Genomic DNA, 21,678 nt, shown 5'->3' on the forward strand with positions numbered 1-21,678 from the left:
CTCGACCGCGGCCCGGCCGTCCTTCCCTTCCGATCCGGAGGAACCCCATGCCCCAGCCACCGAGCCGGCCCTGGCATCGACCCAGCATCTACGACGTCGCGCGTCTCGCCGGTGTCTCGCACCAGACGGTGTCCCGCGTCCTGAACGACCACCCTCACGTGCGCACGTCCACGCGCCTGCGCGTCCTCCGGGTGATCGACGAGATCCACTACACGCCCAACATGGCCGCTCGCGCGCTCGCGACGCAGCGCGCGCGGCGGATCGGGGTGCTGATCGACGGTCCGGTGCAGAACGGTCCGAACAGCACCCTGCGCGCGTTGGAGAGGGCCGCGCGAGAGGTCGGGTACGCCGTGAGCGCGTTCTCGATCGGCGATGATGACGCGTCGCAAATGGACTCCGCGGTCATGGAACTGGTAACCCAGGGCGTCGATGCGCTGTGCGTGATCGCGCCCCGGGAGTCGTCGCTGGATCTTCTGCGTCAGCAGACGACGGGCCTGCCGACGATCGTCATCAAGGCGGAGGCCGACCCGACCTGGCACACGGTGGGAGTCGACCAGCGCCGAGGTGCACGGCTCGCCGTCCGGCACCTCATCGACCTGGGGCACCGCACGATCGCCCATCTGGCGGGCCCGATGGACTGGTTCGACGCGCGGGAGCGTGCTCAGGGGTGGCGGGAGTGTCTCGCCGAGGCGGGGTTACCGGAGGGCCCCTACGTGATCGGCGACTGGACGGCGGATGCCGGGTTCGAGTTCGGTCGGTCGTTCGACCTGGGGGACACCACCGCGGTCTTCGCGGCGAACGATCAGATCGCGCTCGGTGTCGTCCACGGGCTGCACGGTCGCGGCATCCGCGTTCCCGAAGACGTCAGCGTCATCGGCTTCGACGACGTCTCTCACGCGCGGCACTTCCTGCCCCCGCTGACCACCGTGCGCCAGAACTTCGCCGAGCTCGGCGTGCTGGCGTTGCAGCAGCTCATTGCCGCCATCGAGGGTGACGTCGAACCCAGCCACGACACCATCCAGCCGGAGCTGATCGTTCGCGAATCCAGCGCGACGGTCGCCGCGCAGGTGCGCGTCGCGTCGGGGGCATCGCGCCGCAGATGGAACGTGCCTACTTCTTGGCATCCTGTCGCGGGATCACGATCTGCTTGATGATCAGCAGCACCGAGGCCGTCACGGGGATCGCGACGAGGGCTCCCAGCAGGCCGAGCAGCGTGCCGCCGACGAGCGCGCCGATGACGACCAGGGCTCCGGGGACGGAGATTGTGCGGTTCATCACGCGCGGCGTCAGCAGATATGCCTCGATCTGCATGTACACCAGGTAGACGATCGCGAAGATCAGGCCCGCGGTCGGGCTGACGATGAGCGTGAACACCGTCGCCGTCGCCCAGAAGAGCACGGAGCCGACGAGGGGTATCAGGGTGATCCCGAACGCGAGGGCGGCGAGGAGGGCGGCGAACGGCTGCTGCAGGATCGTCAGCACGATGAACGCGAACACCGCGTTGCACAGGGCCAGCACGACCATGCCCGCCAGGTACCCGCCGACCGAGTCGGTGATCTGGCCCGTCATGTCGGAGACCGTGGCGCGGCTGCGCGCGGGGGTCAGGCGCACGAGGGTGTTCTTCATGCGGGGCAGGGATGCCAGGAAGTACAGGCTCAGCACGAGCACGATGATCGCGCCCGAGATGAACGTGCCGATGGAGATGCCCACCTGCAGCAGACCGCCGCCGATGGCCGCGATGTTGGTGGGATTCGTGACGAAGCTCTGCACCTCTTGAAGGACATCGCCGAGGCTGTCGCCGAAGTTCGCCTCGACCCACCGCACGGCGTCGCTGTCGATGAGGTCGTTGGTGAAGGCGGGGATGTCGCCGATGAACTGCTCCACCTGGCGCACCACCGGCGGGATGAGCAACCACAGCGACCCGGCGAGGACGATGGCCAGGCCGCCGAAGACGATCACGATCGACCACGCGCGAGAAAGGCCGCGGCGCATCAGCATCCGCACGAGCGGATCGAGCGCGAGGGCGACGAACAGCGCGATCGCGATGTAGATGAGGACGGTCGAGAGGTTCGACAGGGCCAGGGCCAGCAGGATGGCCGTCAGCCCGCCCAGGGTGAGGAAGAACCCGGCGGCGTAGGGCCGCGAGACCGCGGTCCACATCGGCTTGTCGCGTGACGTGGCGGCCCCGGCTTCGGCGCCTACGGCGGTCGGGTCGGGGCGCGTCGATCGGCTCATGGTCACACTGTAGGACTCCCGGGTCGCGGCGTACGCAGCCTCGCTCGGCGCGGTAGGGTCGAGGCGATCTGGGAGGACACATGACCGACGCCGACCCCTCGACGATCCTTCAGGGACTTCGCGGCAGCATCGACAACATCGACGCCGCGTTGATCTTCCTCCTCGCCGAACGCTTCCGCTGCACGAAGCAGGTCGGTGTGCTCAAGGCCAAGCACGGAATGCCGGCCTCCGACCCCGCGCGCGAGGAGCAGCAGATCGCGCGGCTCACGCGCTTGGCCGAAGACGCCGACCTCGATCCGGCCTTCGCAGAGAAGTGGTTCAACTTCGTCGTCGCCGAGGTCATCCGCCACCACCGCTCCGCTGCCGCACCGCCCGCGGCTGACTGACCCCGCGCTCCCGCCCGTCGGCCCCGTGAAGGGCGTGACGACACGCCCGGGCCGACATCACGCGTGCGGCCGACAACGGTGTCACCACCGCGTCGAGCAGATGCGCGCGCGTGCCACACGGCATCCGGGATCGCAAGGCGAGCGGCGATTTGCCAGCCATTCCATCACCATGAAACGTTTGTGCAGGCCCGTTTCAGGGCCGCCCACCCGACCAGTCCGCGGTCGCCGGTGACGGCTCGCGAAGTCGGCACGGCGAGCGTACGGTCGGCGGCCTGAGCGCCGGATCCGATGTCCGGCGCGGGTGCGCTCCACCCCCCGGGGAGCGCAGACGGCCGCCACCCGGGCGTGACCGCTGCGGCCACCCGAAGGCCGCCGAGGTGCACACGATGACCCCTCCGCCTGCCCTGCAGACGCCCGCCTCTCCGAGGTCAGCGTCCCCCACTCCCGCCTCCGCGACGCCCGACCCGGCGTCGCCGGTGTCCACGACACCCGCCCTCGCGGCGAAGAACCTGTTCAAGGTCTTCGGTCGCGCACCCCAGGCCGCCGTCGACAAGCTGCGCTCCGGCGCCCGACGCGACGACATCGCGGACGACGGTACGGCCGCCGTCATCGACGCGAGCTTCGAGGTGAAGCCCGGCGAGATCTTCGTCATCATGGGCCTCTCCGGCTCCGGCAAGTCGACCATCATCCGCATGCTGAACGGCCTGCACGAGGCCACGGCGGGAACCGTCGAGGTGCAGGGAGACGCCCTCACCGGCGTCGGCGCCGGGCGCCTGCGCTCGCTCCGCCGCGACCGCCTCGCGATGGTCTTCCAGCACTTCGCGCTGCTGCCCCACCGCACGGTCGCAGCCAACGTCGCCTACCCCCTCGAGCTCCGCGGGGTCGGCAAGACCGAGCGCCTCGCCAAGGCGAACGAGATCCTGTCGCTCGTCGGCCTCGAGGGCTGGGGAGACAAGCTCCCTTCGGCGCTCTCGGGTGGCATGCAGCAGCGCGTCGGCATCGCCCGCGCGCTCGCCGCCGACACCGACATCCTGCTGATGGACGAGGCGTTCAGCGCCCTCGATCCCCTGATCCGCCGCGAGATGCAGGAGCAGCTGCTCGAGCTCCAGCGGACGCTGAAGAAGACCATCGTCTTCATCACCCACGACCTCAACGAGGCCATGTTCCTCGGCGATCGGATCGCCGTCATGCGCGACGGCCGCATCGTCCAGATCGGCACCCCCGAAGACATCCTCACCGACCCCGCGAACGACTACGTCGAGCAGTTCGTGCAGGACGTCGACCGCGCCCGTGTGCTCACCGCCGGCAACGTCATGGAGCGTCCGCGTCCGCGCGTCGACGCCTCGGCGGGCCCGCGCACGGCGCTCCGGCAGATGCGCGACGCCTACATGTCGGCGGTCTACGTCACTGATCGCGACCGGAAGCCCCTCGGCATCATCACCGACCGGGATGCCATGAAGCTGGTGCGCGCGGGAGAGAGCTCGCTGCTCGGCTCGCTGAAGCCCCTGCCGCAGAGTGTGCGCGACGACGACGTTCTGATGAACCTCTTCGTGCCGTCGGTCGAGTCGCCGCTGCCCCTCGCCGTCCTCGACGCCGACGGCCGTCTCGCCGGAGTCATCCCGCGCGTGACGCTGCTCGCCGCGCTCGGCCCCGGCCCCACCTCGACCGAGGAGCTCACCGTGCTGCCCGAGCCCCTTCCCTCCGCCGAGATCGACGCGGTGCTCGACGCCCCGGGTATCGACCCGGATGCCGGTGACACCGTGCCCGCGTCAGCCGGCGGCTCGAGGAGCACCGCGGTCGGAGTCGCGGCATCCGAGATCGAGGGGGTGCGCTGATGGATGGTTTCCGTATCCCCGTCGGGTCCTGGGTGGATGCCGGTGTGGACTGGGTCCGTGACAACCTCTCGGGACTCCTCGACCTCGTCGCCGTGGTCGTGCGCTTCCTCGTCGGCGGGCTCAGCGACGTGCTGCTCGCGGCGCCCATCATCGTGGTCATCGTCGTCGCGGCCGCCCTCGCGTGGCTCCTGCGCTCGTGGAAGCTCGCGCTCGGCACGGTGATCGGCTTCGCGCTCATCCTCGCCATGGGGCAGTGGGTGACCGCCATGCAGACGCTCGCGCTCGTGCTCGTCGCCACCGTCGTCGCCGTGGCGATCTCGGTGCCGCTGGGCATCTGGTCGGCGCGGAACCCCACCGTGCGCGCGGTGCTGAAGCCGATCCTCGACTTCATGCAGACGATGCCCGCCTTCGTCTACCTGATCCCCGCCATCACGTTCTTCAGCATCGGCGTCGTGCCCGGTGTCGTCTCGACCGTCATCTTCGCGCTGCCCCCGGGAGTGCGGCTGACCGAGCTCGGCATCCGCGGCGTCGACTCCGAGACGGTCGAGGCCGGCCACGCGTTCGGTGCGACGCCCGGGCAGATCCTCCGCGGCATCCAGCTGCCCCTGGCGATGCCCACGATCATGGCGGGCGTCAACCAGGTCATCATGCTCGCGCTGTCGATGGCCGTGGTCGCCGGCATCGTCGGCGCCGACGGCCTCGGCAAGGAGGTCGTGGAGTCGATCTCCACCGTCAACCTGCCCAAGGGCGTCGAGGCGGGCCTGAGCGTCGTCGTGCTCGCGGTGTACCTCGACCGTCTCACCGCCGCCCTCGGCGATCGCGCCGACAATACGGGCTCGCTGCTGGGCGTCATCGCCCGGCGCCGCGCCGCACGTCGGGCCGAGGTCGCCTCCGCGGGGGCGACGTCGGCGCCGCACGTCGACACCGCGTCAGCGGATGCCGCGGGCCAGGCTGAGCGCGCGGAGGCGTCACCGCGTCGTGCACCGGTGTCGACGGGGCGCTGAGCCCCCGGCATCCCCCTCCCCCTCCCGTCCCCCTCGCGTGAGGGGTCGGAAAGTGTCGCCGCGGGGGCGCCCAAGCGACAGAACATGACCCCTCACGCGCCAGGACGAGGGGGCACAGACGGAATCACATACGAAACGGAAGAGAACACAGCAATGAACACGCGACACCTCACCACCGCCCTCGCCCTCGGCACCGTCGGCGCCCTCGCGCTCGCCGGCTGCGCCAGCGGCAACCAGGCCGACGGCGGAAACGGCGGCGGAGGCGACAAGGGCACCATCACCCTCGGCTTCCTGCCCTCGTGGACCGACGGTCTCAGCACCGCCTACCTGCTCGAAGACCAACTCGAGAAGCTCGGCTACACCGTCGAGATGCAGACCCTCACCGAGGCGGGCCCGCTCTACACCGGCCTCGCGCAGGGCGACGTCGACATCTACCCCTCGGCGTGGCCCGAGCTGACGCACAAGTCGTACATGGACCGCTACGGCGACGACATCGACGACCTCGGCGCGTACTACGACAACGCCAAGCTCACGATCGCGGTGCCCAGCTACGTCGACATCGACTCGATCGAGGAGCTGAAGGCGAACGCCGCGCGCTTCGACGGCCGCATCTACGGCATCGAGCCGGGAGCGGGCCTGACGAAGCAGACGCAGGAGACGATGCTCCCGGGCTACGACCTCGACGGCGATCTCGAGCTCGTCACCTCGTCGACCGCGGCGATGCTGACCGAGCTCGACAACGCCATCGCGGCGCAGAAGGACATCGCGGTCACCCTGTGGCGTCCGTTCTGGGCCAACGACGCGTACGACGTGAAGGACCTCGAGGACCCCCAGGGCTTGATGGGCGACCCCGAGGCCCTGCACTTCCTCGGCACCTCCGGCTTCGCCGAGCAGTACCCGGATGCCGCCGAGCTCATCGCCGGCATCCAGCTCGATGACGAGCAGTACGGCGCGCTCGAAGACCTCGTGGTCAACGAGTACGGCGCGGGCCGCGAGGCCGAGGCGGTGGACGCCTGGCTCGAACAGCACCCCGCGGCGTTCTCGACGCAGCTCGACTGACGTTCGTCGAATGAGGCGGCCCTCTCCGGTTCGGAGGGGGCCGTCGTCGTTCCGCTTCCTCGCAGCCTGCTGCCAGAGGTCTGCGAGGAAACCGTCATCCTGCGGTCATCGCACCGACCGGACCGTCGCGGATCTACCCGACCGCGCGCGCCGCGGTGAACCGCGTCACGAAGCCGGGGTGATCCGCCGGCATCGCCAGCACCGAGTCGGGGGCGCGGCCGGTGAGCTGGGCAAAGCCGGCATCGGCCACGAGGTCGTCGTCGAGTGCGTCCAGTTCGGCCGTGACGAGGGGCCACGGCTCGTGACTGTTCGCCGCCCAGATCGTGCGCCCGAGGTGACGCTCGTGGAACCCCCAGCGCGCGGTGAGGAAGCGCGACAGGTCGGTGTCGACCGTCTCGGTGCCGAGTGTCGCCCGGAGACGAGTGCCCGGATGCCGACCCCCGTGGCGCCGGGACCGGTACTCGATACGGCGGCCATCGGTGCGCACGCCCGCCCGCGCCCAACGGTAGGGGAGGCCGAACAGCGCGCGGGCGGCGAGCACCGGGGCGAGGTGCTCGGCCTCGAGCGTCCGGAAGACCACCCCGCGGCGACCCGCGTCGTCGACCGCGTAGGTGCGGACGTTGATCTCGGTGAACGTGCCCAGCAGCGGTACCGGCGGGAACGGCAGGAAGCGGAACCCGCTCAGCACGAACGGCACGAGCCCGACCCACGCCGAGCCGTCGTGCACGTCGGGACGCGTTCCCGGGGGTAGGAGCGGCGCGACCTCGGCCGGATCGACGCGCCAGTGCACGAAGACGGCGCGGTTCCAGCGCTGCGCGATGACGGCGCGTCCGGGCAGATCGGGGGCATGGCGCTCGGTGATCACCGGGTCATTCTGGCCCCGGGGACGCGTCACGGAGGGACACTGGACAGATGGCCCCGTCATCTGGTGCAGACCCGCGGCTCGTGGCATCCATCCGAGAACTGCTCGCCGCCCGTGACGCCGACAAGACGATCTGTCCCTCCGAGGCCGCCCGGGCGGTCGGCGGCGACGATTGGCGCGACCTGATGCAGCCGGCGCGCGACGCCGCGCATGAACTGGTGGGCCTCGGCGAGGTCGAGGTGACCCAGAGGGGCGAGGTGGTCGACGTGACGACGGCGCGCGGGCCGGTGCGTATCCGGCGGGCGCGCTGAGGTGCCGGCGCGGCGCTGACGGGGCGGTCGAGCGCAGGGGAATCGGTCGACGGCAGCGGATTCGGATGCCGGAGGCCGCGGCATCCGGTTCTGTCGCGCTCGTCCGATTCTGCGGCGCGTGCCGCGGGTGCGCTCAGGCGGCGGAGCCCGGCGCGGTCTCGGACGGTGGTGCGGTGCGTTCGCGGGGGAGCTCCAGGGCGACTTTCTTCTCGAGCACGTCGACCGCCTCGTCCGAAAGCAGGATGAGCCCGTCGAGCTCCTCGCGGACGCGGCGGTAGGCCAGCTGGCGCTCGTTCGGGGTCGCGGCCTGATCGGTCGCGACGATGAGCAGCTGCTTCGCGGTGTCGAGACGCTTGCGTTCGTCGGCCGTGAAGGCGGCGTCTTTCACGCGTCGGGCGTCGCGCTCGGCCACGTCGAAGGCGACCTCGTAGTCGGTGACGGCGTCGCGATACTCTTTCAGGCGCTCCGGCGAGAGGGTCTCGCCCTCGTCGGGGCGCAGCTTGTCGGCCGCTTTCTTCGCGCGCAGGAACGCGGCCGTCAGCGGCTGGCGCCCGTCGCTCATCGCGGGGTAGGTGATGAGCTTCGTCGCATCGAGCTCGTACTCGAGCCAGCGGTGCGTGACCTCGTCCTGCGCGGCGACCACGCGCCCTTGCACGCCGCCGAGTTCGCCAGCCGACGAGGCCACCGCCGCCGGTGTGGTCGCGGAGACCGCTCCCTGGGCCTTCAACAACTCCAGCTGCTCGCGGTGGCGACGTCGTGCGGTGACCTCACGATGCTTCACGCGCGCGTTGATGGCTCCCATCGTCATCCCGAAGATCGGGAACGCGAGCCACCAGTAGTGCCCGGCGAAGGTCCAGAACTCGTTCACGGCGCCATGCTACGCCGCCGGGCTCTCGCTCTCTCAGGAAGCGGGCGGTCTCGGACGATCCCGCGCGGGAGGAGGCCAGAAAGGGCCGCCGCGGGGCGGAGTGCCTTCGCTGCTGCCGGCGTCGGGCTGTGCGGCGCCGGCACCTCTGCGGGAGTCGGGGCCGTCGGCGTCGGGGACCCTTTTCTGCGGACGCTTCGCGCCCCGCTCGTTCCAGGTGCGCGCCGCCGCGCGGCCCATCGACTCCATCGAGTGCGCCAGGGCGCGCTGGGCCGTCTCGGCGAGGTCGGATGCCACCCGGCTCCACGCATCGGTGCCCTCGACGCTGGGCTGCTCGCCACCGCGGCGCGCCGATTGCTCTGCTCGGTCGAACGCGTGGCCGGCGCGACGGACGGCGTCGCGATAGGCGAGGAAATCGGCGGGCTCGAGGCGCGTCTGGGGCGTCGCCGGACGCAGCCACTGGGCGCGCTCGTGCGCGCGCAGAAACTCGGCCAGCAGGGGGGAGCGCGGGTCGGTCATGACGGGGTAGTCGATCGCGAGAGCGGTGTCGGTCTCGTACGCCATCCACCGCGTCAGGATCGCGTCGTGCTCGGCGAGCACCCGCACGACGGGCAATGGCGCGCTGCCGGAACGGATCGCGGGAAGCATCGCCTTGGCAGCTTTGACGCCGGCTCGTCGCGCCCGCACCTCGGCGGACGCGGCACGGAGGTCGCGCTGCGCATCGACCAGTCGTGCGCGGGCGGCGGTGACCACGTCGTTCGATACACGGGATGCCGCCCGCTCCGCCTGCGCGCGGACCACCTCGGCGTCGGCGACCTTGACGTCGGCGCGGCCGCGGGTGACGGCGTTGCGCGCCATCTGCAGATCGAGCTGGGCGGCGTCGAGCTCGAGACGACGCGCGGCGGCCTTACTGAGCGGCCGCGAAGCCCAGGCCCGCGCGGCGCGATCCGTGGTGGTCGTGGTGCCCGCGGGGAGGGCGCGCTGCCGTGAGCGGCGCACGCCGACCCAGCCGACGGTGCCCGCACCGGCCGCGGCGGGGCCGATCCACCACCAGTCGGCCAACAGGGCCAGAAGCGGTTCCACGCCCCCATGCTACGTCGGCCCACCGACACGACGCTGGGCGTGGGCCTGATCGCGCGCATATCGTGCGGCGGGCGCACCCACGGCCGCCCCTCGCATGTGAGATCGTTTCGGAGTGAGGAACCGGCGGCGCGCGATCCCCCCGATCGACGTCCTCCGCGGGATGTTTCGCCTCACCCCGGGGCGAGCCATCGTGCTGGCCTTCGCCGTGGTCCTCGCCCTCGGCACTCTGCTGCTCAGCATGCCCATCGCGACGGCGGAACGCCCGGCCACCTTCATGGAGGCGCTGTTCACCGCCACCAGCGCGCTCTGCGTCACCGGCCACGTGATCGTCGACACGGCGACCTTCTGGACACCGTTCGGGCAGGTCGTGATCATGGTGCTCATTCAGATCGGCGGGTTCGGGGTGATGTCGCTCGCGACGCTCCTCGGCCTGCTCGTCGCGCGCCGCCTCGGGCTGCGCACGCGCCTGACCGCCGTGAGCGAGACGCACACCGTCGCGGTCGGTGACGTTCGCCGCGTCCTCATCGGTGTGGCACTGATCACCCTCGTGGTGCAGGCGGTCGTGGCGGTGCTGCTCGCCGGCAGGTTCTCGCTCGGGTACGGCGAACCCTTCGGTCGGGCCGTGTGGCTCGGGGTGTTCCACTCGGTGTCGTCGTTCAACAACGCCGGGTTCGCGCTCTTCAGCGACAACCTCATGTCGTTCGTGACCGATGCCTGGATCTGCCTGCCCATCTGTCTCGCCATCATCCTCGGTGGGCTGGGATTCCCGGTGATCATGGAACTGAGCCGACGCTTCCGCTTCCCGCGCCGCTGGACGCTCAACACCGTCACCGTCGTCGCCGGTACTCTCACCCTGCTCACCTTCGGTGCGTGCGCGCTGACGGCGCTCGAATGGTCGAATCCCCGGACGCTCGGCCCCCTCGACCCGGCCGGGCGCGTCTTGGCCGGATTCACGATGTCGGTCATGCCCCGCACCGCCGGTTTCAACACGATCGACGTCGGCGGGATGCTCCCCGAGAGCTGGTTCGTCACCGACATCCTGATGTTCATCGGCGGCGGTCCGGCCGGAACGGCGGGCGGCCTGAAGGTCACGACCTTCGCCGTGCTGCTGTTCATCATCGTGGCCGAGCTGCGCGGCGACACCGCGGTGAACATGTTCGGCAAGCGCCTGCCGCGCTCCACGCACCGTGAGGCCCTCACGGTCGCGTTGCTCGCTGTCGCCCTGGTCGTCAGCTCGACCCTCGCGATCATGCTGATGAGCCCGTTCCCGTTCGATCGCGTGTTCTTCGAGGTGATCTCGGCGTTCGCTACCGTGGGGTTGTCGACGGGCATCACGGCAGACCTCCCCGAAGCCGCGCAACTCGTCCTGATCGCCCTCATGTTCATCGGACGCATCGGTCCGGTGCTGCTCGGCGCCGCCCTGGCGTTGACGCGACAGAAGCGCATGTACGAACTCCCGAAGGAGCGTCCGATCATTGGATAACCCCTCCCCCTTCTTCAGCCGTCGCCGGTCGCGGAACAATTCCGCCTCGGCCGTCGCCGTCATCGGGCTGGGCCGCTTCGGCGGCGCCCTGGCCACAGAGCTCGCCCGCTCGGGCACCGAAGTGCTCGGAATCGACGCCGATGAAGACACGGTGCAGTCGCTCAACGGTGTGCTCACCCATGTCGTCCGCGCCGACTCCACGCGCCAGGCGGCGCTCGAGCAGCTCGGTGTCGCCGACTTCGACCGGGTCGTGGTCGGCATCGGCTCCGACATCCAGGCCAGCATCCTGACGACCTCGCTGCTCAAGCGCATGGGCGCCCGGTCGATCTGGGCCAAGGCCATCAGCGAGCAGCACGGGCTCATCCTCGAGCAGCTCGGTATCGAGCACGTCGTGTATCCCGAGGCCGATATGGGTCGGCGCATCGCCCACCTGGTTCGCGGAGCCATGCTCGACTACGTCGAGTTCGACCGCGATCTCGTCGTGGCCAAGACCGTGGCACCGCGCGAGATCGTCGGGCAGACCCTGGAGGCCTCGGCTGTGCGTCGTCGTCACGGGGTGACGATCGTGAAGATCCGCGGCGCCGACGGCGAGTGGCACGCCGCAGGCGCGGCATCCGTCATCCGCGAGGGCGACCTGCTGATCGTCATCGGCCCGGTCGAGCGCACCGAGCGTTTCGCCGCTCTCGCCTGACCTCCCTTGCGTGCCCGGCCGGCGGCGGCCAGAGTGGTCGCGACACGACGGGGGAGGTCGACATGAAGGTCATGCTCGTGATGTGGTCCGACGGGAGCTACGAGGGTGGTGACGCCGAAGAGGATTACGCCGCCTGGATGCGGTACGAGGAGTCGTTGCGCACCGACGGCGTCCTGAGCGACACGGGGCAGTTCGCCGAGGTGGAGCACGCCCGCGCGGTGGTGACCTCGATCTCGCGGCATCCGGATGCCGAGCCCCAGCCGTCACCCGCCCTGTCGGGCTACTACCTGCTCGATGTCGCCGATCTCGACGCGGCCGCCGACTACGCCCGCCGCGCGCCGCTCTACGGCACCGTCGAGGTGCGCCCGATCGTGCAGTACTGACCTCCGGCGCAGACCGTCGCGCCCCGCTCGATAACGCGCGAGGGGTCATCTTCTGTCGCCGAGGCGCTCGCCAGGCGACACACGGTGATCCCTCACGCGGGGGCGCAGGGGGTCAGCCGAGGATCAGGGAGATGACCGTCGCACCGCCGCCCGTGAGCACCAGCGCGCCGATCACGACCCACGCGGTGATCTTGACGCGCTTCTGACGCTTGTCGCTGAACACGGTCATGTCGTCGTCGTCATCGGTCATCGCGCGTCTCCTCTCGTCGGTGCGGTGCGGTGCGGTGCGGTGCGGTGCGGTGCGGTGCGGTGCGGTGTGTGTGTTGCGGGGCGGCACCGGTGCGGGGTGCGGTGCCCGTCTCGCGGCCCTCGTCGTTCGGTTCGGGAGGGGCCGCGCAGAGGGGGTGTCAGGCCACCGACTCCGTGGCAGCGGAGCCGGAGATGGGGGGCTCCGCGATCGTCGGGCCGAACACCGCGGGAAGCGTCTCGTTCGAGAGGCGGCGGAGCTCCGAGACGGTCACCGTCAACACGTCCTGGATCTCGAGGAATGCCTCGGCGCCCGGCTCGACGTCGGTCACGCCGATGCGCAGCACCGGGTAGCCACGGCCGTTGCACAGGCCGCGGAACTTCACGTCTTCTTCGCGGGGCACGCTGACCAGCACGCGGCCGGTCGACTCGCTGAACAGGGCGGCCGTGGCATCCACGCCGTCGCGCTCCATCAGCTCGGTCAGCCACACGCGTGCGCCCACGCCGAAGCGCATGACGCCCTCGGCGAGGGTCTGCGCGAGACCGCCCGACGACAGGTCGTGCGCGCTCGAGACGAGCGACTGGGACCCGGCGGCCTGCAGCAGCTCGGCGAGCTTGCGCTCCTGAGCGAGGTCGACCTTCGGGGGACGACCGCCGAGGTGGTCGTGGATGGTGCCGGCCCACTGCGAACCGTCGAGCTCGTCGGCGGTGGTGCCGAGCAGGTAGAGGTTCTCGCCGGCATCCTGCCAGCCGCTGGGGATGCGCGAGGCGACGTCGTCGATGATGCCCAGGACGCCCACGACGGGGGTCGGGTGGATCGGCTGGTCACCGGTCTGGTTGTAGAACGAGACGTTGCCGCCCGTGACCGGGATGCCGAGTTCGAGGCATCCATCGCTCAGACCCTCGACGGCCTGGCTGAACTGCCACATGACCTCGGGGTTCTCGGGGCTGCCGAAGTTGAGGCAGTCGGTGACGGCCGTGGGCACGGCTCCCGTGACGGCGACGTTGCGGTACGCCTCGGCGAGGGCCAGCTTCGCACCGTTGTAAGGGTCGAGCTGGTTGTACCGGCCGTTGCAGTCGGTGGCGATCGCGAAGCCCAACCCGGTCTCTTCGTCGACGCGGATCATTCCGGCGTCGTCGGGGAAGCTCAGCGCGGTGTTGCCGAGCACGTAGTAGTCGTACTGGTTCGTGATCCACGAGGTGTCGGCGAGGTTGGGGCTCGCCACCAGCGTGGTGAACTGCTCGCGCAACACGTCGTTGTCGGTGGCGCGGGGCAGCTTCGCGGCGGAGTCGTCGTTCAGCGCGTCGATCCAGGTCGGGTAGGCGACCGGGCGCTCGTACACGGGCCCGTCGACCGCGACGGTCGAGGGGTCGACGTCGACGATGCGCTCGCCGTACCAGTCGATGACGAGGCGACCGTCGCCGGTGACCTCGCCGAGCACGCTCGTCTCGACGTCCCACTTGCCGACGACCGCGAGGAACGCGTCGAGCTTCTCGGGCGCGACGATCGCCATCATGCGTTCCTGCGACTCCGACATGAGGATCTCTTCGGGCGTGAGCGAGGGGTCGCGAAGCAGCACCTTCGAGAGTTCGACCTTCATGCCGCTGTCGCCGTTGGCGGCGAGCTCGCTCGTGGCGCACGAGATGCCCGCGGCTCCGAGGTCTTGGATGGCCTCGACCAGGTCGTCGCGGTAGAGCTCGAGGCAGCACTCGATGAGCACCTTCTCGGCGAAGGGGTCGCCCACCTGCACCGCGGGACGCTTGGTGGGTCCGCCGTCGGCGAAGGTGTCGGATGCCAGGATGCTCGCGCCGCCGATGCCGTCGCCGCCGGTGCGGGCGCCGAAGAGCACGACCTTGTTGCCCACGCCGGTGGCGTTGGCGAGCTTGATGTCCTCGTGGCGCATGACGCCGACCGCGAGGGCGTTGACGAGCGGGTTGCCCTGGTAGACCGCGTCGAAGACCGTCTCGCCGCCGATGTTCGGAAGGCCCAGGCAGTTGCCGTAGAACGAGATGCCGCTGGTGACGCCGTGCACGACGCGCGGGGTGTCGGGGTGGTCGATCGCGCCGAAGCGCAGCTGGTCCATGACCGCGACCGGGCGCGCGCCCATCGAGATGATGTCGCGGACGATGCCGCCGACGCCGGTGGCGGCACCCTGGAAGGGCTCGATGTAGCTGGGGTGGTTGTGCGACTCGACCTTGAAGGTGACGGCCCAGCCGTCGCCCACATCGACGACGCCGGCGTTCTGACCCATGCCCACCATGAGGCGGGTCTTCATCTCGTCGCTGACCTTCTGGCCGAACTGGCGCAGGTAGATCTTGCTCGACTTGTAGGAGCAGTGCTCGCTCCACATGACCGAGTACATCGCGAGCTCGCCGCTGGTGGGGCGTCGGCCGAGGATCTCGCGGATCTTGGCGTACTCGTCGGACTTGAGGCCGAGGGCGCCGTACGGCTGCTCCTTCTCGGGCGTCGCGATGGCGTTTTCGACGGTGTCGGCGAGGGCCGTACGGGCGTCGGAGGGGTTCGGGGTGGTCACGCGGCTGAGCTCCAAGAATCGCAGGGGCCGGACGGGAGTCAGTCTAGTTGGGTGGGCGGGCGTCGCCGGAGATGACGGGGGCGCCGCCCACCTGCCCGGCGAGGAACGCGAGCGGCGGTGCGCCCGGGTGCTGCCGTCACGGGGAGCGGACTCGGCCGTGGGAATCGGATGCCGTTACGGCGACGGCTGGCTCCGTCGCGCGGGTCCGACTCCGTTTCGGGGGCGGCATCCGGGCTGAGGCGGCCTTCCTCGCGAAGAACGGCTTGCCGTCGCGCCGGTATGCGGGCAGTGTGCGGGGATGCCCCCTCGCGTCGTCATCGCCCCCGACAAGTTCAAGGGCACATTGACGGCGCGCGAAGCGGCGGATGCCATGGCCCGGGCCGTCCGCGAGAGGTGGCCCGATGCGGTGGTCGTGGTGATCCCCATGGCCGATGGCGGCGACGGGACGCTCGACGCGCTCGGGGGAGCGAATCGCTGCGACACCGTGACCGGTCCGCTCGGTCGTCCGGTCGACGCCCGATGGCGCCTCGGCGGCGGGCTCGCCGTGATCGAGTCGGCCGCGGCATCCGGTCTCGTGCTCGCCGGAGGAGCGGAGGGGAACGATCCGTGGGGTGCCACGAGCCGCGGCGTCGGCGAACTCGTCGCACTCGCTGTCGACGCCGGAGCCGCACGGATCGTGGTCGGCATGGGCGGCTCGGCCACGACCGACGGCGGCCGCGGCGCGATCGAGGCGTTGGGCGACGGCGTGCCGTTCGCGTCGGGGCGGGTCGTCGCGCTGACGGACACGATTGTGGCGTTCGAAGACGCGGCCCGGGTGTTCGCCCCGCAGAAAGGGGCCGATGCGGCGCTGGTCGACCGGCTCACCGCCCGACTCCACGCGGATGCCGCGGACTGGCTCGCGCGCTTCGGCGCGGACGTGCGAGGGGTTTCGCGCACCGGAGCGGCGGGGGGCCTGTCCGGGGCCCTGTTCGCAGCGGGGGCGGAGCTCGTGGACGGAGCGGCCCATGTCGCTGCCGTGCTGGGCCTCGACGCCGCCGTCGCCGCGGCCGATCTCGTGCTCACCGGGGAGGGGGCGTTCGACGTCACGAGTCGGGCGGGGAAGGGACCGGGGCACGTCCTCGCGCTCGCCGCATCGCACGGTGTGCCGGCGCGGGTCGTCGCGGGGGTCGTCTCCGACGAGGCGCGCGGCCCGGGCGTCGTGGCGGTCGCCGACGTCGTCGGCATCCATCGCGCCCTCGGTCACCCGGCGGATGCTCTCCGGATCGCCACGGAGGCGGCTCTCGCCGACTTCCCGACCTGACGCCGACCGCACACCAGGATCCGAGCAGCACGACGGTCGGTGCCGGCGGCGAGACACCGCCGCGCGGCGACCCTCGCAGCACGGCGCGCCAACGGCCCGCGGTCGTGCACGGCGGATACCCGCTCTGGTGAGCGTCACGACGGGGGAGCAGAATGGCCCGCGTCGGAAGGACGGACATGGCCGCTCAGCCCCGCACCACCTGCGTGATCGTCGGCGGGGGTCCCGCCGGTCTCGTCCTCGGTCTGCTGCTCGCGCGCGGTGGCATCCGGGTCACCGTCCTCGAGAAGCACCGCGACTTCCTGCGGGATTTCCGCGGAGACACGGTGCATCCCTCGACGCTGCGCCTTCTCGACGACCTGGGCCTGTTCGACCGGTTCGACGCGCTGCCGCAGTCGAAGGTGCGTCAGTTCCGTCTGCCGCAGGCGGGCGGCGGCGAGGTGGCGGTGGCCGATCTGGGGCGCCTGCGCACCCCGCATCCGTACATCGCGATGGTGCCGCAGTGGGACCTCCTCGACCTGCTCGCCCAGTCCGCCGCGGCCGAGCCGTCGTTCACGCTGTTGCGCGAGCACGAGGTGACCGGTGTGCTTCGGGGCGATGGGGCGGTGCGCGGGGTGACCTTCCGCGGGCCCGACGGCGACGGAGAACTGCGCGCCGACCTGACGGTCGCGTGCGACGGACGCTGGTCGGTCGTGCGACGTGCGCTCGAACTCCCCTCCACGCCGTTCGCCGTGCCCTTCGACGTGTGGTGGTTCCGCGTGACCACCGGCCGACGCCTCGCCGAAGCTCTCCTCCCCCGCATCCGCCGCGGCCGCATCGGAATCGCCATCCCCCGCAGGGGATACGTGCAGGTCGCGTGGATCGGCCGGAAGGGAACGGATGCCGCACTCCGGGCCCGGGGGATCGATGCGTTCCGGGCGGCGGTGGCCGAGTTGCTGCCCGACCTCGCCGACGACGTCGGCTCGATCGCCTCGCTCGACGACGTGAGGCACCTCGACGTGCGCGTCGACCGCCTGCGACGCTGGCACGCGAACGGCGTGCTCTGCATCGGCGATGCCGCCCACGCGATGTCGCCCGTCGGAGGGGTGGGCATCAACCTCGCGGTTCAGGATGCCGTGGCCGCGGCGCGCGTACTCGCGGGGCCCCTGTCGCGCGGAACGCTGTCGGGTCGCCGGCTCGGGTGGGTGCAACGGCGCCGAATGATGCCCACGATCGTGATCCAGACCCTGCAGCGCGTGATGCACGCCCGTGTGATCGCACCGGTCATCTCGGGCCGGAAGGCCGTCGTGGTGCCGCGGGCCGTCGGCATCCTGTTCCGCGTCGTCCCGGCGCTGAGCGTCGTCCCCGCGTACCTCATCGGGATCGGTCCGCGGCCCGAGCGTGCGCCGACGTGGGCGCGACGCTGAGCGAGGCTCATCGGGCCGGGTCGGATCGGATCCTCGGGATGCGCACGATCCTCGGAGATCCCCCGTCGAGGGATCCGAGAATCGCGCGCTTCTCCGAGAATCGCGCGCGTCAGGGGCGAGGCGGGCTCACACCCTCCCCACGGTGGTGATGTCTTCCAGGAACTCCGCCACCGCCTCCGGCGACACCGTCGCGCGAGTCCGCGCGATCGCAGCGGTGTAGTCGGACATGAACGGCCCCGCGGGGTCGGGCGCACCGGCATCCACCGCCGACTCCAGGGCCGACTGCGAGGCCTGCCGGGCCGCGAACTCGACGTCAGCGGGGGAGAAGCCCTCGCTCATCGCCACGAGGTCGGCGACGTCGATGTCGACCGCGCTCTCGGGCACGTAGCGCTGCCAGATCGCCGTACGCGCCTGCTCGTCGGGCAGACCGATCGGGATGACGTAGTCGAACCGGCCGTGACGCAGGAACGCGGCATCCAGAGAGCGGATGAAGTTGGTCGCGCAGATGAGGATGCGGCCGGGCTGTTCCCGGAAGGCCGGGATGATCTTCAGCAGCTCGTTGGTGACGCCCTGCGTCGGCGACGGAGGCTCGCCCTGTCGATGCGAGGCGATCTCCTCCACCTCGTCGATGAAGACGACGGCGTGCTCGAGCTCGGCGATCGAGGCGAAGGTGGACCGCAAGGCCCCGGCCAAGCCCTCGGGCGCACCCGCGAGACGCGAGGGGAACACCTCGACGAACGACCATTCCAGACGTGACGCGATCGCCTTCGCGAACGTCGTCTTGCCGGTTCCGGGCGGGCCGAACAGCACGATGGCGCGTGGTGGCACCACCCCGAAGCGGTCCGCGAGCTCGGTGTGGGCCAGGGGCATGACGACGCGGCGCTCGAGCAGGTCTTTCTCGGCGGTCATCCCTCCCACGGCATCCCACAGGCCCCGCGGGAGCACACGGCCACCGAGCTCGGCGAGAAGTTTCAACTCCTCGCGCTGCACCGGGATGTGACGTTCGAAGTAGCGCAGATCGTGCTGGGGGGTGAAGCCCTGCGAGAGAAGAGCGTCGACGGGGGTGTCTCCCGTGGGAACGAGGGCCGAGAGCTTGCTGATGCCGTGCGGCGCCATGCGCACCTCGAGGGCACCGAGCAGGGCCGCGCCCAGCTCGCTCGCACGCAGGTGGTCGGCCGTGGCGAGGAACACCACCCAGCCCTGGGCGTGCGCGGCGCGGCCCACGGCCGCCCCCACCACCCGCTCGCCCGACACCGCGACGACGGCGACGTCTTTCGCGCAGGAGGCGAGGACCTCGGAGAGGCTGTACACCGGTTCGGTGCCGTCGGCGGTGACCGCCTCCCAGAGGCGGAGGATGTCATCGACGTCGTCGTCGTGGTAGTCGCGGATACGCCAAGCGGCCATGTTCGTGTCCCTTCGATCGGTCGGTGCTCGACTCTCCGGGATCGGCCGTGACGGTCCGGGTGCCGAGCGCGCCGGCATCGATCGGGGTGCTCGTCGACAACGGACGCCGAGGCCGCGATGGCGGGGTGCGCGCATCGCGGACCTCTGCTCGGGATCACCGTAGCGTCCCCCCGCCGTCCCGGGCCAGTACGGCGACGCGGCGGCGTCGAGTGCCGACTCGACCGCGGCGGGTCAGGCGGTCTTCGCGATGCGCACCCGGATGTCCTTCATCAGCGGCTGGTCGCTCTGGCGGCTGTAGTCGTCGGGGCCGAGCAGCACGTTCATCTCGGGGAAGTAGCCGGCGGCACTGCCGCGCGGAGTGTCGTACTGCAGGGCGCGGAACGCAGTGACGCTGCGGACGGAGCCGTCGCGCGAGGTGGCGACGATGTCGACCAGATCGCCCTCGGCGATCCCGCGCTCCTTCATGTCGCCCCGGTTCATGAACACCAGCTCGCGGATGTTGCGCACACCCCGGTAGCGGTCGTCGGCCGAGTAGATCGTGGTGTTCCACTGGTCGTGCGAGCGCATGGTCTGCAGCACCAGCACGTCGGCCTCTTCGGGGATGACGTTCGGCAGCTCGGCATCCGAGAACTCCGCTCTGCCCGACGGCGTCTGGAAGTCGCGATCGCGGGCGGGCTGGGGGACGCGGAAGCCATAGTGCTGGCGCACGAGCTCGTTGAAGCCCTCGAAACCGGGCAGGACCTTCGCCATGGTGTCGCGGATGCGGTCGTAGTCGCCGACGTACCACTCCCACGGCGTCGCGGACTCGGGCATCGTCGCGCGGGCGAGGCGGGCGATGATCTCGGGCTCGCTGAGCAGGTGGGGCGATGCCGGGCGTCGCGAGCCGAGCGAGAGCATGACCGAACTCATCGCGTCCTCGGTCGAGATCGACTGCGGCCCCGCTTCTTGCACGTCGCGTTCGGTGCGCCCCAGGCACGGGAGGATCAGCGCGTCTTTTCCGTGGGTGAGGTGGCTGCGGTTCAGCTTGGTGCTGACGTGCGCGGTGAGCTCGCAGCGACCCATGCCCTCGGCGGTCAGCGTGGTGTCGGGAGCGGCGCGCACGAAGTTGCCGCCCATGCCGAGGAAGACCTTGAGGTCGCCGCGGTGCAGCGCCGCCACCGTGTGCACGGTATCGAGTCCGGGCTCGCGGGGAGAGGTGATGCCGCAGACCTCGTCGAGCTTCGCGAGCCACTTCTCGGTGGGCTTGTGGTTGATGCCACACGTGCGGTTGCCCTGCACGTTGCTGTGGCCGCGGACGGGCGAGGGACCGGTGCCCTTGCGCCCCACGTTGCCGCGCAGCAACAGCAGATTGACGATCTCGCGCACGGTGTCGACACCGTGCTGGTGCTGGCTGACACCGAGGCACCAACTGATGACGCACCGCTCGGATGCGAGGTACACGGCGGCGGCTCCGCGGATCTCGGCCTCGGTCAGACCGGCTTGCTCGACCAGCTTCGGCCACGGGGTGGCCTCGACCAGGGTGCGGTACTCGTCGAGCCCCGTCGTGTACTCGTCGAGGAAGGCCCGGTCGAGGGCGGTCGGATCGGTCTCCGACGCCTCGAAGACGACCTTCGCCATGCCGCGCACGAGTGCGAGGTCGCCGCCCGGGCGCACCTGCAGGTTCATCGTGCTGGTCGGGGTGCTGTGGAACGTCGCCATGTCGAGGATCTCGTGCGGCACGATCGTGCGGGTGCCGGCGACCTCGCGGAGGGGGTTCACGTGTACCACCTGCGCACCGCGATCGATGGCCTCGGCGAGGCTCGTGAGCATGCGCGGGGCGTTCGACGCCGCGTTCACCCCGAGCACGAAGAGGGCGTCGCAGGCCTCCCAGTCCTCGAGGTCGGCGGTGCCCTTGCCCGTGGCGAGGGATGCCGTGAGCCCGCGGCCCGAGCCCTCGTGGCACATGTTCGAGCAGTCGGGGAGATTGTTCGTCCCGAGCTCGCGGGCGAACAGCTGGTACAGGAACGACGCCTCGTTGCTGAGGCGACCGGAGGTGTAGAACGCCGCCTGATCGGGCGAATCGAGCGCCGTCAGATGGCGCGCGATCATGTGGAAGGCGTCGTTCCACGAGATCGGCACGTAGTGGTCGGTCTCGGCGTCGTACGCCATCGGACCGACGAGGCGCCCGGCGTCCTCGAGCTCGAAGTCGCTCCACTGCGACAGCTCCGTCACCGAGTGCTCGGCGAAGAACTCCTTGCCGACCCGCTTGTGCGTCATCTCCCACGTGACGTGCTTGATGCCGTTCTCGCAGATGTCGAGGGTGACGCCCTTGTCGTCGGGCCACGCGCATCCGGGGCAGTCGAACCCGCTCTTCGGGTGGTTCATCGTGAACATCGCCTTGGTGCCGGCGACGGGTTGGCGCTGTTCGAGCAGCACCTTGCCGACCGTCATCGCGGCGCCCCACCCGGCGGCGGGGTGCTCGTAGGCGCCGGTGCTCGACCACTCGCCCGTGACCCGCGGGCCGAGGCCTCCCTGGCGCGGTTCCTCGGTCGTCAGCCCGAACGCTTCACCCATGTTCACCCTCCGTGGATCGTGCGCCGCATCGATGGCATCCC

General features: G+C 70.6%; 19 protein-coding genes. 11 read left to right on the forward strand and 8 right to left on the reverse strand.

Annotated features, from left to right (window positions below):
* Positions 1-47 precede the first annotated feature (47 nt).
* Complete coding sequence (locus ACXKZF_RS00370; protein WP_314451862.1) at positions 48-1,151, forward strand: LacI family DNA-binding transcriptional regulator; 1,104 nt, start codon at positions 48-50, stop codon at positions 1,149-1,151.
* On the opposite strand, the gene ACXKZF_RS00375 is transcribed toward ACXKZF_RS00370, so the two are convergent.
* On the reverse strand, positions 1,111-2,235 hold the full coding sequence (locus tag ACXKZF_RS00375) for an AI-2E family transporter (RefSeq protein ID WP_243222974.1): 1,125 nt from the start codon (positions 2,233-2,235) through the stop codon (positions 1,111-1,113). The two genes, ACXKZF_RS00370 and ACXKZF_RS00375, sit on opposite strands and share 41 nt — an antisense overlap.
* Positions 2,236-2,315: 80 nt before the next feature.
* Here ACXKZF_RS00375 and ACXKZF_RS00380 point away from each other — a divergent pair, with 80 nt between their 5' ends.
* From ACXKZF_RS00380 to ACXKZF_RS00395, 4 genes are all read left to right on the forward strand, one after another.
* Positions 2,316-2,621, forward strand: coding sequence for a chorismate mutase (locus tag ACXKZF_RS00380; RefSeq protein ID WP_488985017.1), 306 nt, complete (start codon positions 2,316-2,318; stop codon positions 2,619-2,621).
* Between the two features lie 386 nt (positions 2,622-3,007).
* Positions 3,008-4,456: a quaternary amine ABC transporter ATP-binding protein gene (locus tag ACXKZF_RS00385; RefSeq protein WP_488985018.1), complete on the forward strand. Its 1,449-nt coding sequence runs from the start codon at positions 3,008-3,010 to the stop codon at positions 4,454-4,456.
* Positions 4,456-5,460 carry an ABC transporter permease gene (locus tag ACXKZF_RS00390; protein ID WP_488985019.1) on the forward strand — a complete coding sequence of 335 codons (1,005 nt, stop codon included), beginning with the start codon at positions 4,456-4,458 and terminating at the stop codon, positions 5,458-5,460. Before ACXKZF_RS00385 ends, ACXKZF_RS00390 begins: the two co-directional genes overlap by 1 nt.
* 153 nt (positions 5,461-5,613) lie before the next feature.
* Positions 5,614-6,519 (forward strand): glycine betaine ABC transporter substrate-binding protein, encoded by a 906-nt coding sequence (locus ACXKZF_RS00395; protein WP_488985020.1) that lies wholly within the window; start codon positions 5,614-5,616, stop codon positions 6,517-6,519.
* Positions 6,520-6,652: 133 nt separating this feature from the next.
* On the opposite strand, the gene ACXKZF_RS00400 is transcribed toward ACXKZF_RS00395, so the two are convergent.
* Positions 6,653-7,384 (reverse strand): YqjF family protein, encoded by a 732-nt coding sequence (locus tag ACXKZF_RS00400; protein WP_488985021.1) that lies wholly within the window; start codon positions 7,382-7,384, stop codon positions 6,653-6,655.
* A gap of 47 nt (positions 7,385-7,431) precedes the next feature.
* Here ACXKZF_RS00400 and ACXKZF_RS00405 point away from each other — a divergent pair, with 47 nt between their 5' ends.
* Positions 7,432-7,692, forward strand: a complete 261-nt coding sequence (locus ACXKZF_RS00405; RefSeq protein ID WP_488985022.1) for a DUF3253 domain-containing protein — start codon at positions 7,432-7,434, stop codon at positions 7,690-7,692.
* A 133-nt stretch (positions 7,693-7,825) separates the two neighbouring features.
* Here ACXKZF_RS00405 and ACXKZF_RS00410 read toward each other — a convergent pair whose 3' ends face one another.
* A complete protein-coding gene (locus ACXKZF_RS00410) occupies positions 7,826-8,560 on the reverse strand; it encodes a hypothetical protein (protein ID WP_488985023.1) in 735 nt (244 codons plus the stop codon).
* A 33-nt stretch (positions 8,561-8,593) separates the two neighbouring features.
* Positions 8,594-9,640 carry a hypothetical protein gene (locus ACXKZF_RS00415; protein WP_488985024.1) on the reverse strand — a complete coding sequence of 349 codons (1,047 nt, stop codon included), beginning with the start codon at positions 9,638-9,640 and terminating at the stop codon, positions 8,594-8,596.
* Positions 9,641-9,800: 160 nt separating this feature from the next.
* On the opposite strand from ACXKZF_RS00415, the gene ACXKZF_RS00420 reads away from it, so the two are divergent.
* From ACXKZF_RS00420 to ACXKZF_RS00430, 3 genes are all read left to right on the forward strand, one after another.
* On the forward strand, positions 9,801-11,123 hold the full coding sequence (locus tag ACXKZF_RS00420) for a TrkH family potassium uptake protein (protein WP_488985025.1): 1,323 nt from the start codon (positions 9,801-9,803) through the stop codon (positions 11,121-11,123).
* A complete protein-coding gene (locus ACXKZF_RS00425) occupies positions 11,116-11,814 on the forward strand; it encodes a potassium channel family protein (protein ID WP_488985026.1) in 699 nt (232 codons plus the stop codon). Before ACXKZF_RS00420 ends, ACXKZF_RS00425 begins: the two co-directional genes overlap by 8 nt.
* 62 nt (positions 11,815-11,876) lie before the next feature.
* Entirely contained in the window at positions 11,877-12,197 is a 321-nt protein-coding gene (locus ACXKZF_RS00430) for a hypothetical protein (protein ID WP_488985027.1), read from the forward strand.
* Between the two features lie 112 nt (positions 12,198-12,309).
* Here ACXKZF_RS00430 and ACXKZF_RS00435 read toward each other — a convergent pair whose 3' ends face one another.
* The gene (locus ACXKZF_RS00435; RefSeq protein ID WP_170210666.1) at positions 12,310-12,447 is read right to left on the reverse strand and encodes a hypothetical protein; all 138 of its coding nucleotides are present in this window, start codon (positions 12,445-12,447) and stop codon (positions 12,310-12,312) included.
* A 157-nt stretch (positions 12,448-12,604) separates the two neighbouring features.
* A complete protein-coding gene (gene purL / locus ACXKZF_RS00440; protein WP_488985028.1) occupies positions 12,605-14,977 on the reverse strand; it encodes a phosphoribosylformylglycinamidine synthase subunit PurL in 2,373 nt (790 codons plus the stop codon).
* A 298-nt stretch (positions 14,978-15,275) separates the two neighbouring features.
* On the opposite strand from purL, the gene ACXKZF_RS00445 reads away from it, so the two are divergent.
* Both ACXKZF_RS00445 and ACXKZF_RS00450 read left to right on the forward strand, forming a co-directional pair.
* Positions 15,276-16,277 (forward strand): glycerate kinase family protein, encoded by a 1,002-nt coding sequence (locus ACXKZF_RS00445; protein WP_488985029.1) that lies wholly within the window; start codon positions 15,276-15,278, stop codon positions 16,275-16,277.
* Positions 16,278-16,453: 176 nt separating this feature from the next.
* Positions 16,454-17,680, forward strand: coding sequence for an FAD-dependent oxidoreductase (locus ACXKZF_RS00450; RefSeq protein WP_488985030.1), 1,227 nt, complete (start codon positions 16,454-16,456; stop codon positions 17,678-17,680).
* A 126-nt stretch (positions 17,681-17,806) separates the two neighbouring features.
* Here the strand turns inward: ACXKZF_RS00450 and ACXKZF_RS00455 are convergent, their stop codons facing one another.
* Both ACXKZF_RS00455 and ACXKZF_RS00460 read right to left on the reverse strand, forming a co-directional pair.
* On the reverse strand, positions 17,807-19,084 hold the full coding sequence (locus tag ACXKZF_RS00455; protein ID WP_488985031.1) for an ATP-binding protein: 1,278 nt from the start codon (positions 19,082-19,084) through the stop codon (positions 17,807-17,809).
* A 231-nt stretch (positions 19,085-19,315) separates the two neighbouring features.
* The gene (locus ACXKZF_RS00460) at positions 19,316-21,637 is read right to left on the reverse strand and encodes an FdhF/YdeP family oxidoreductase (RefSeq protein WP_488985032.1); all 2,322 of its coding nucleotides are present in this window, start codon (positions 21,635-21,637) and stop codon (positions 19,316-19,318) included.
* Positions 21,638-21,678: the final 41 nt, after the last annotated feature.

The sequence above is a fragment of the Microbacterium sp. ABR10 genome, assembly GCF_057812175.1.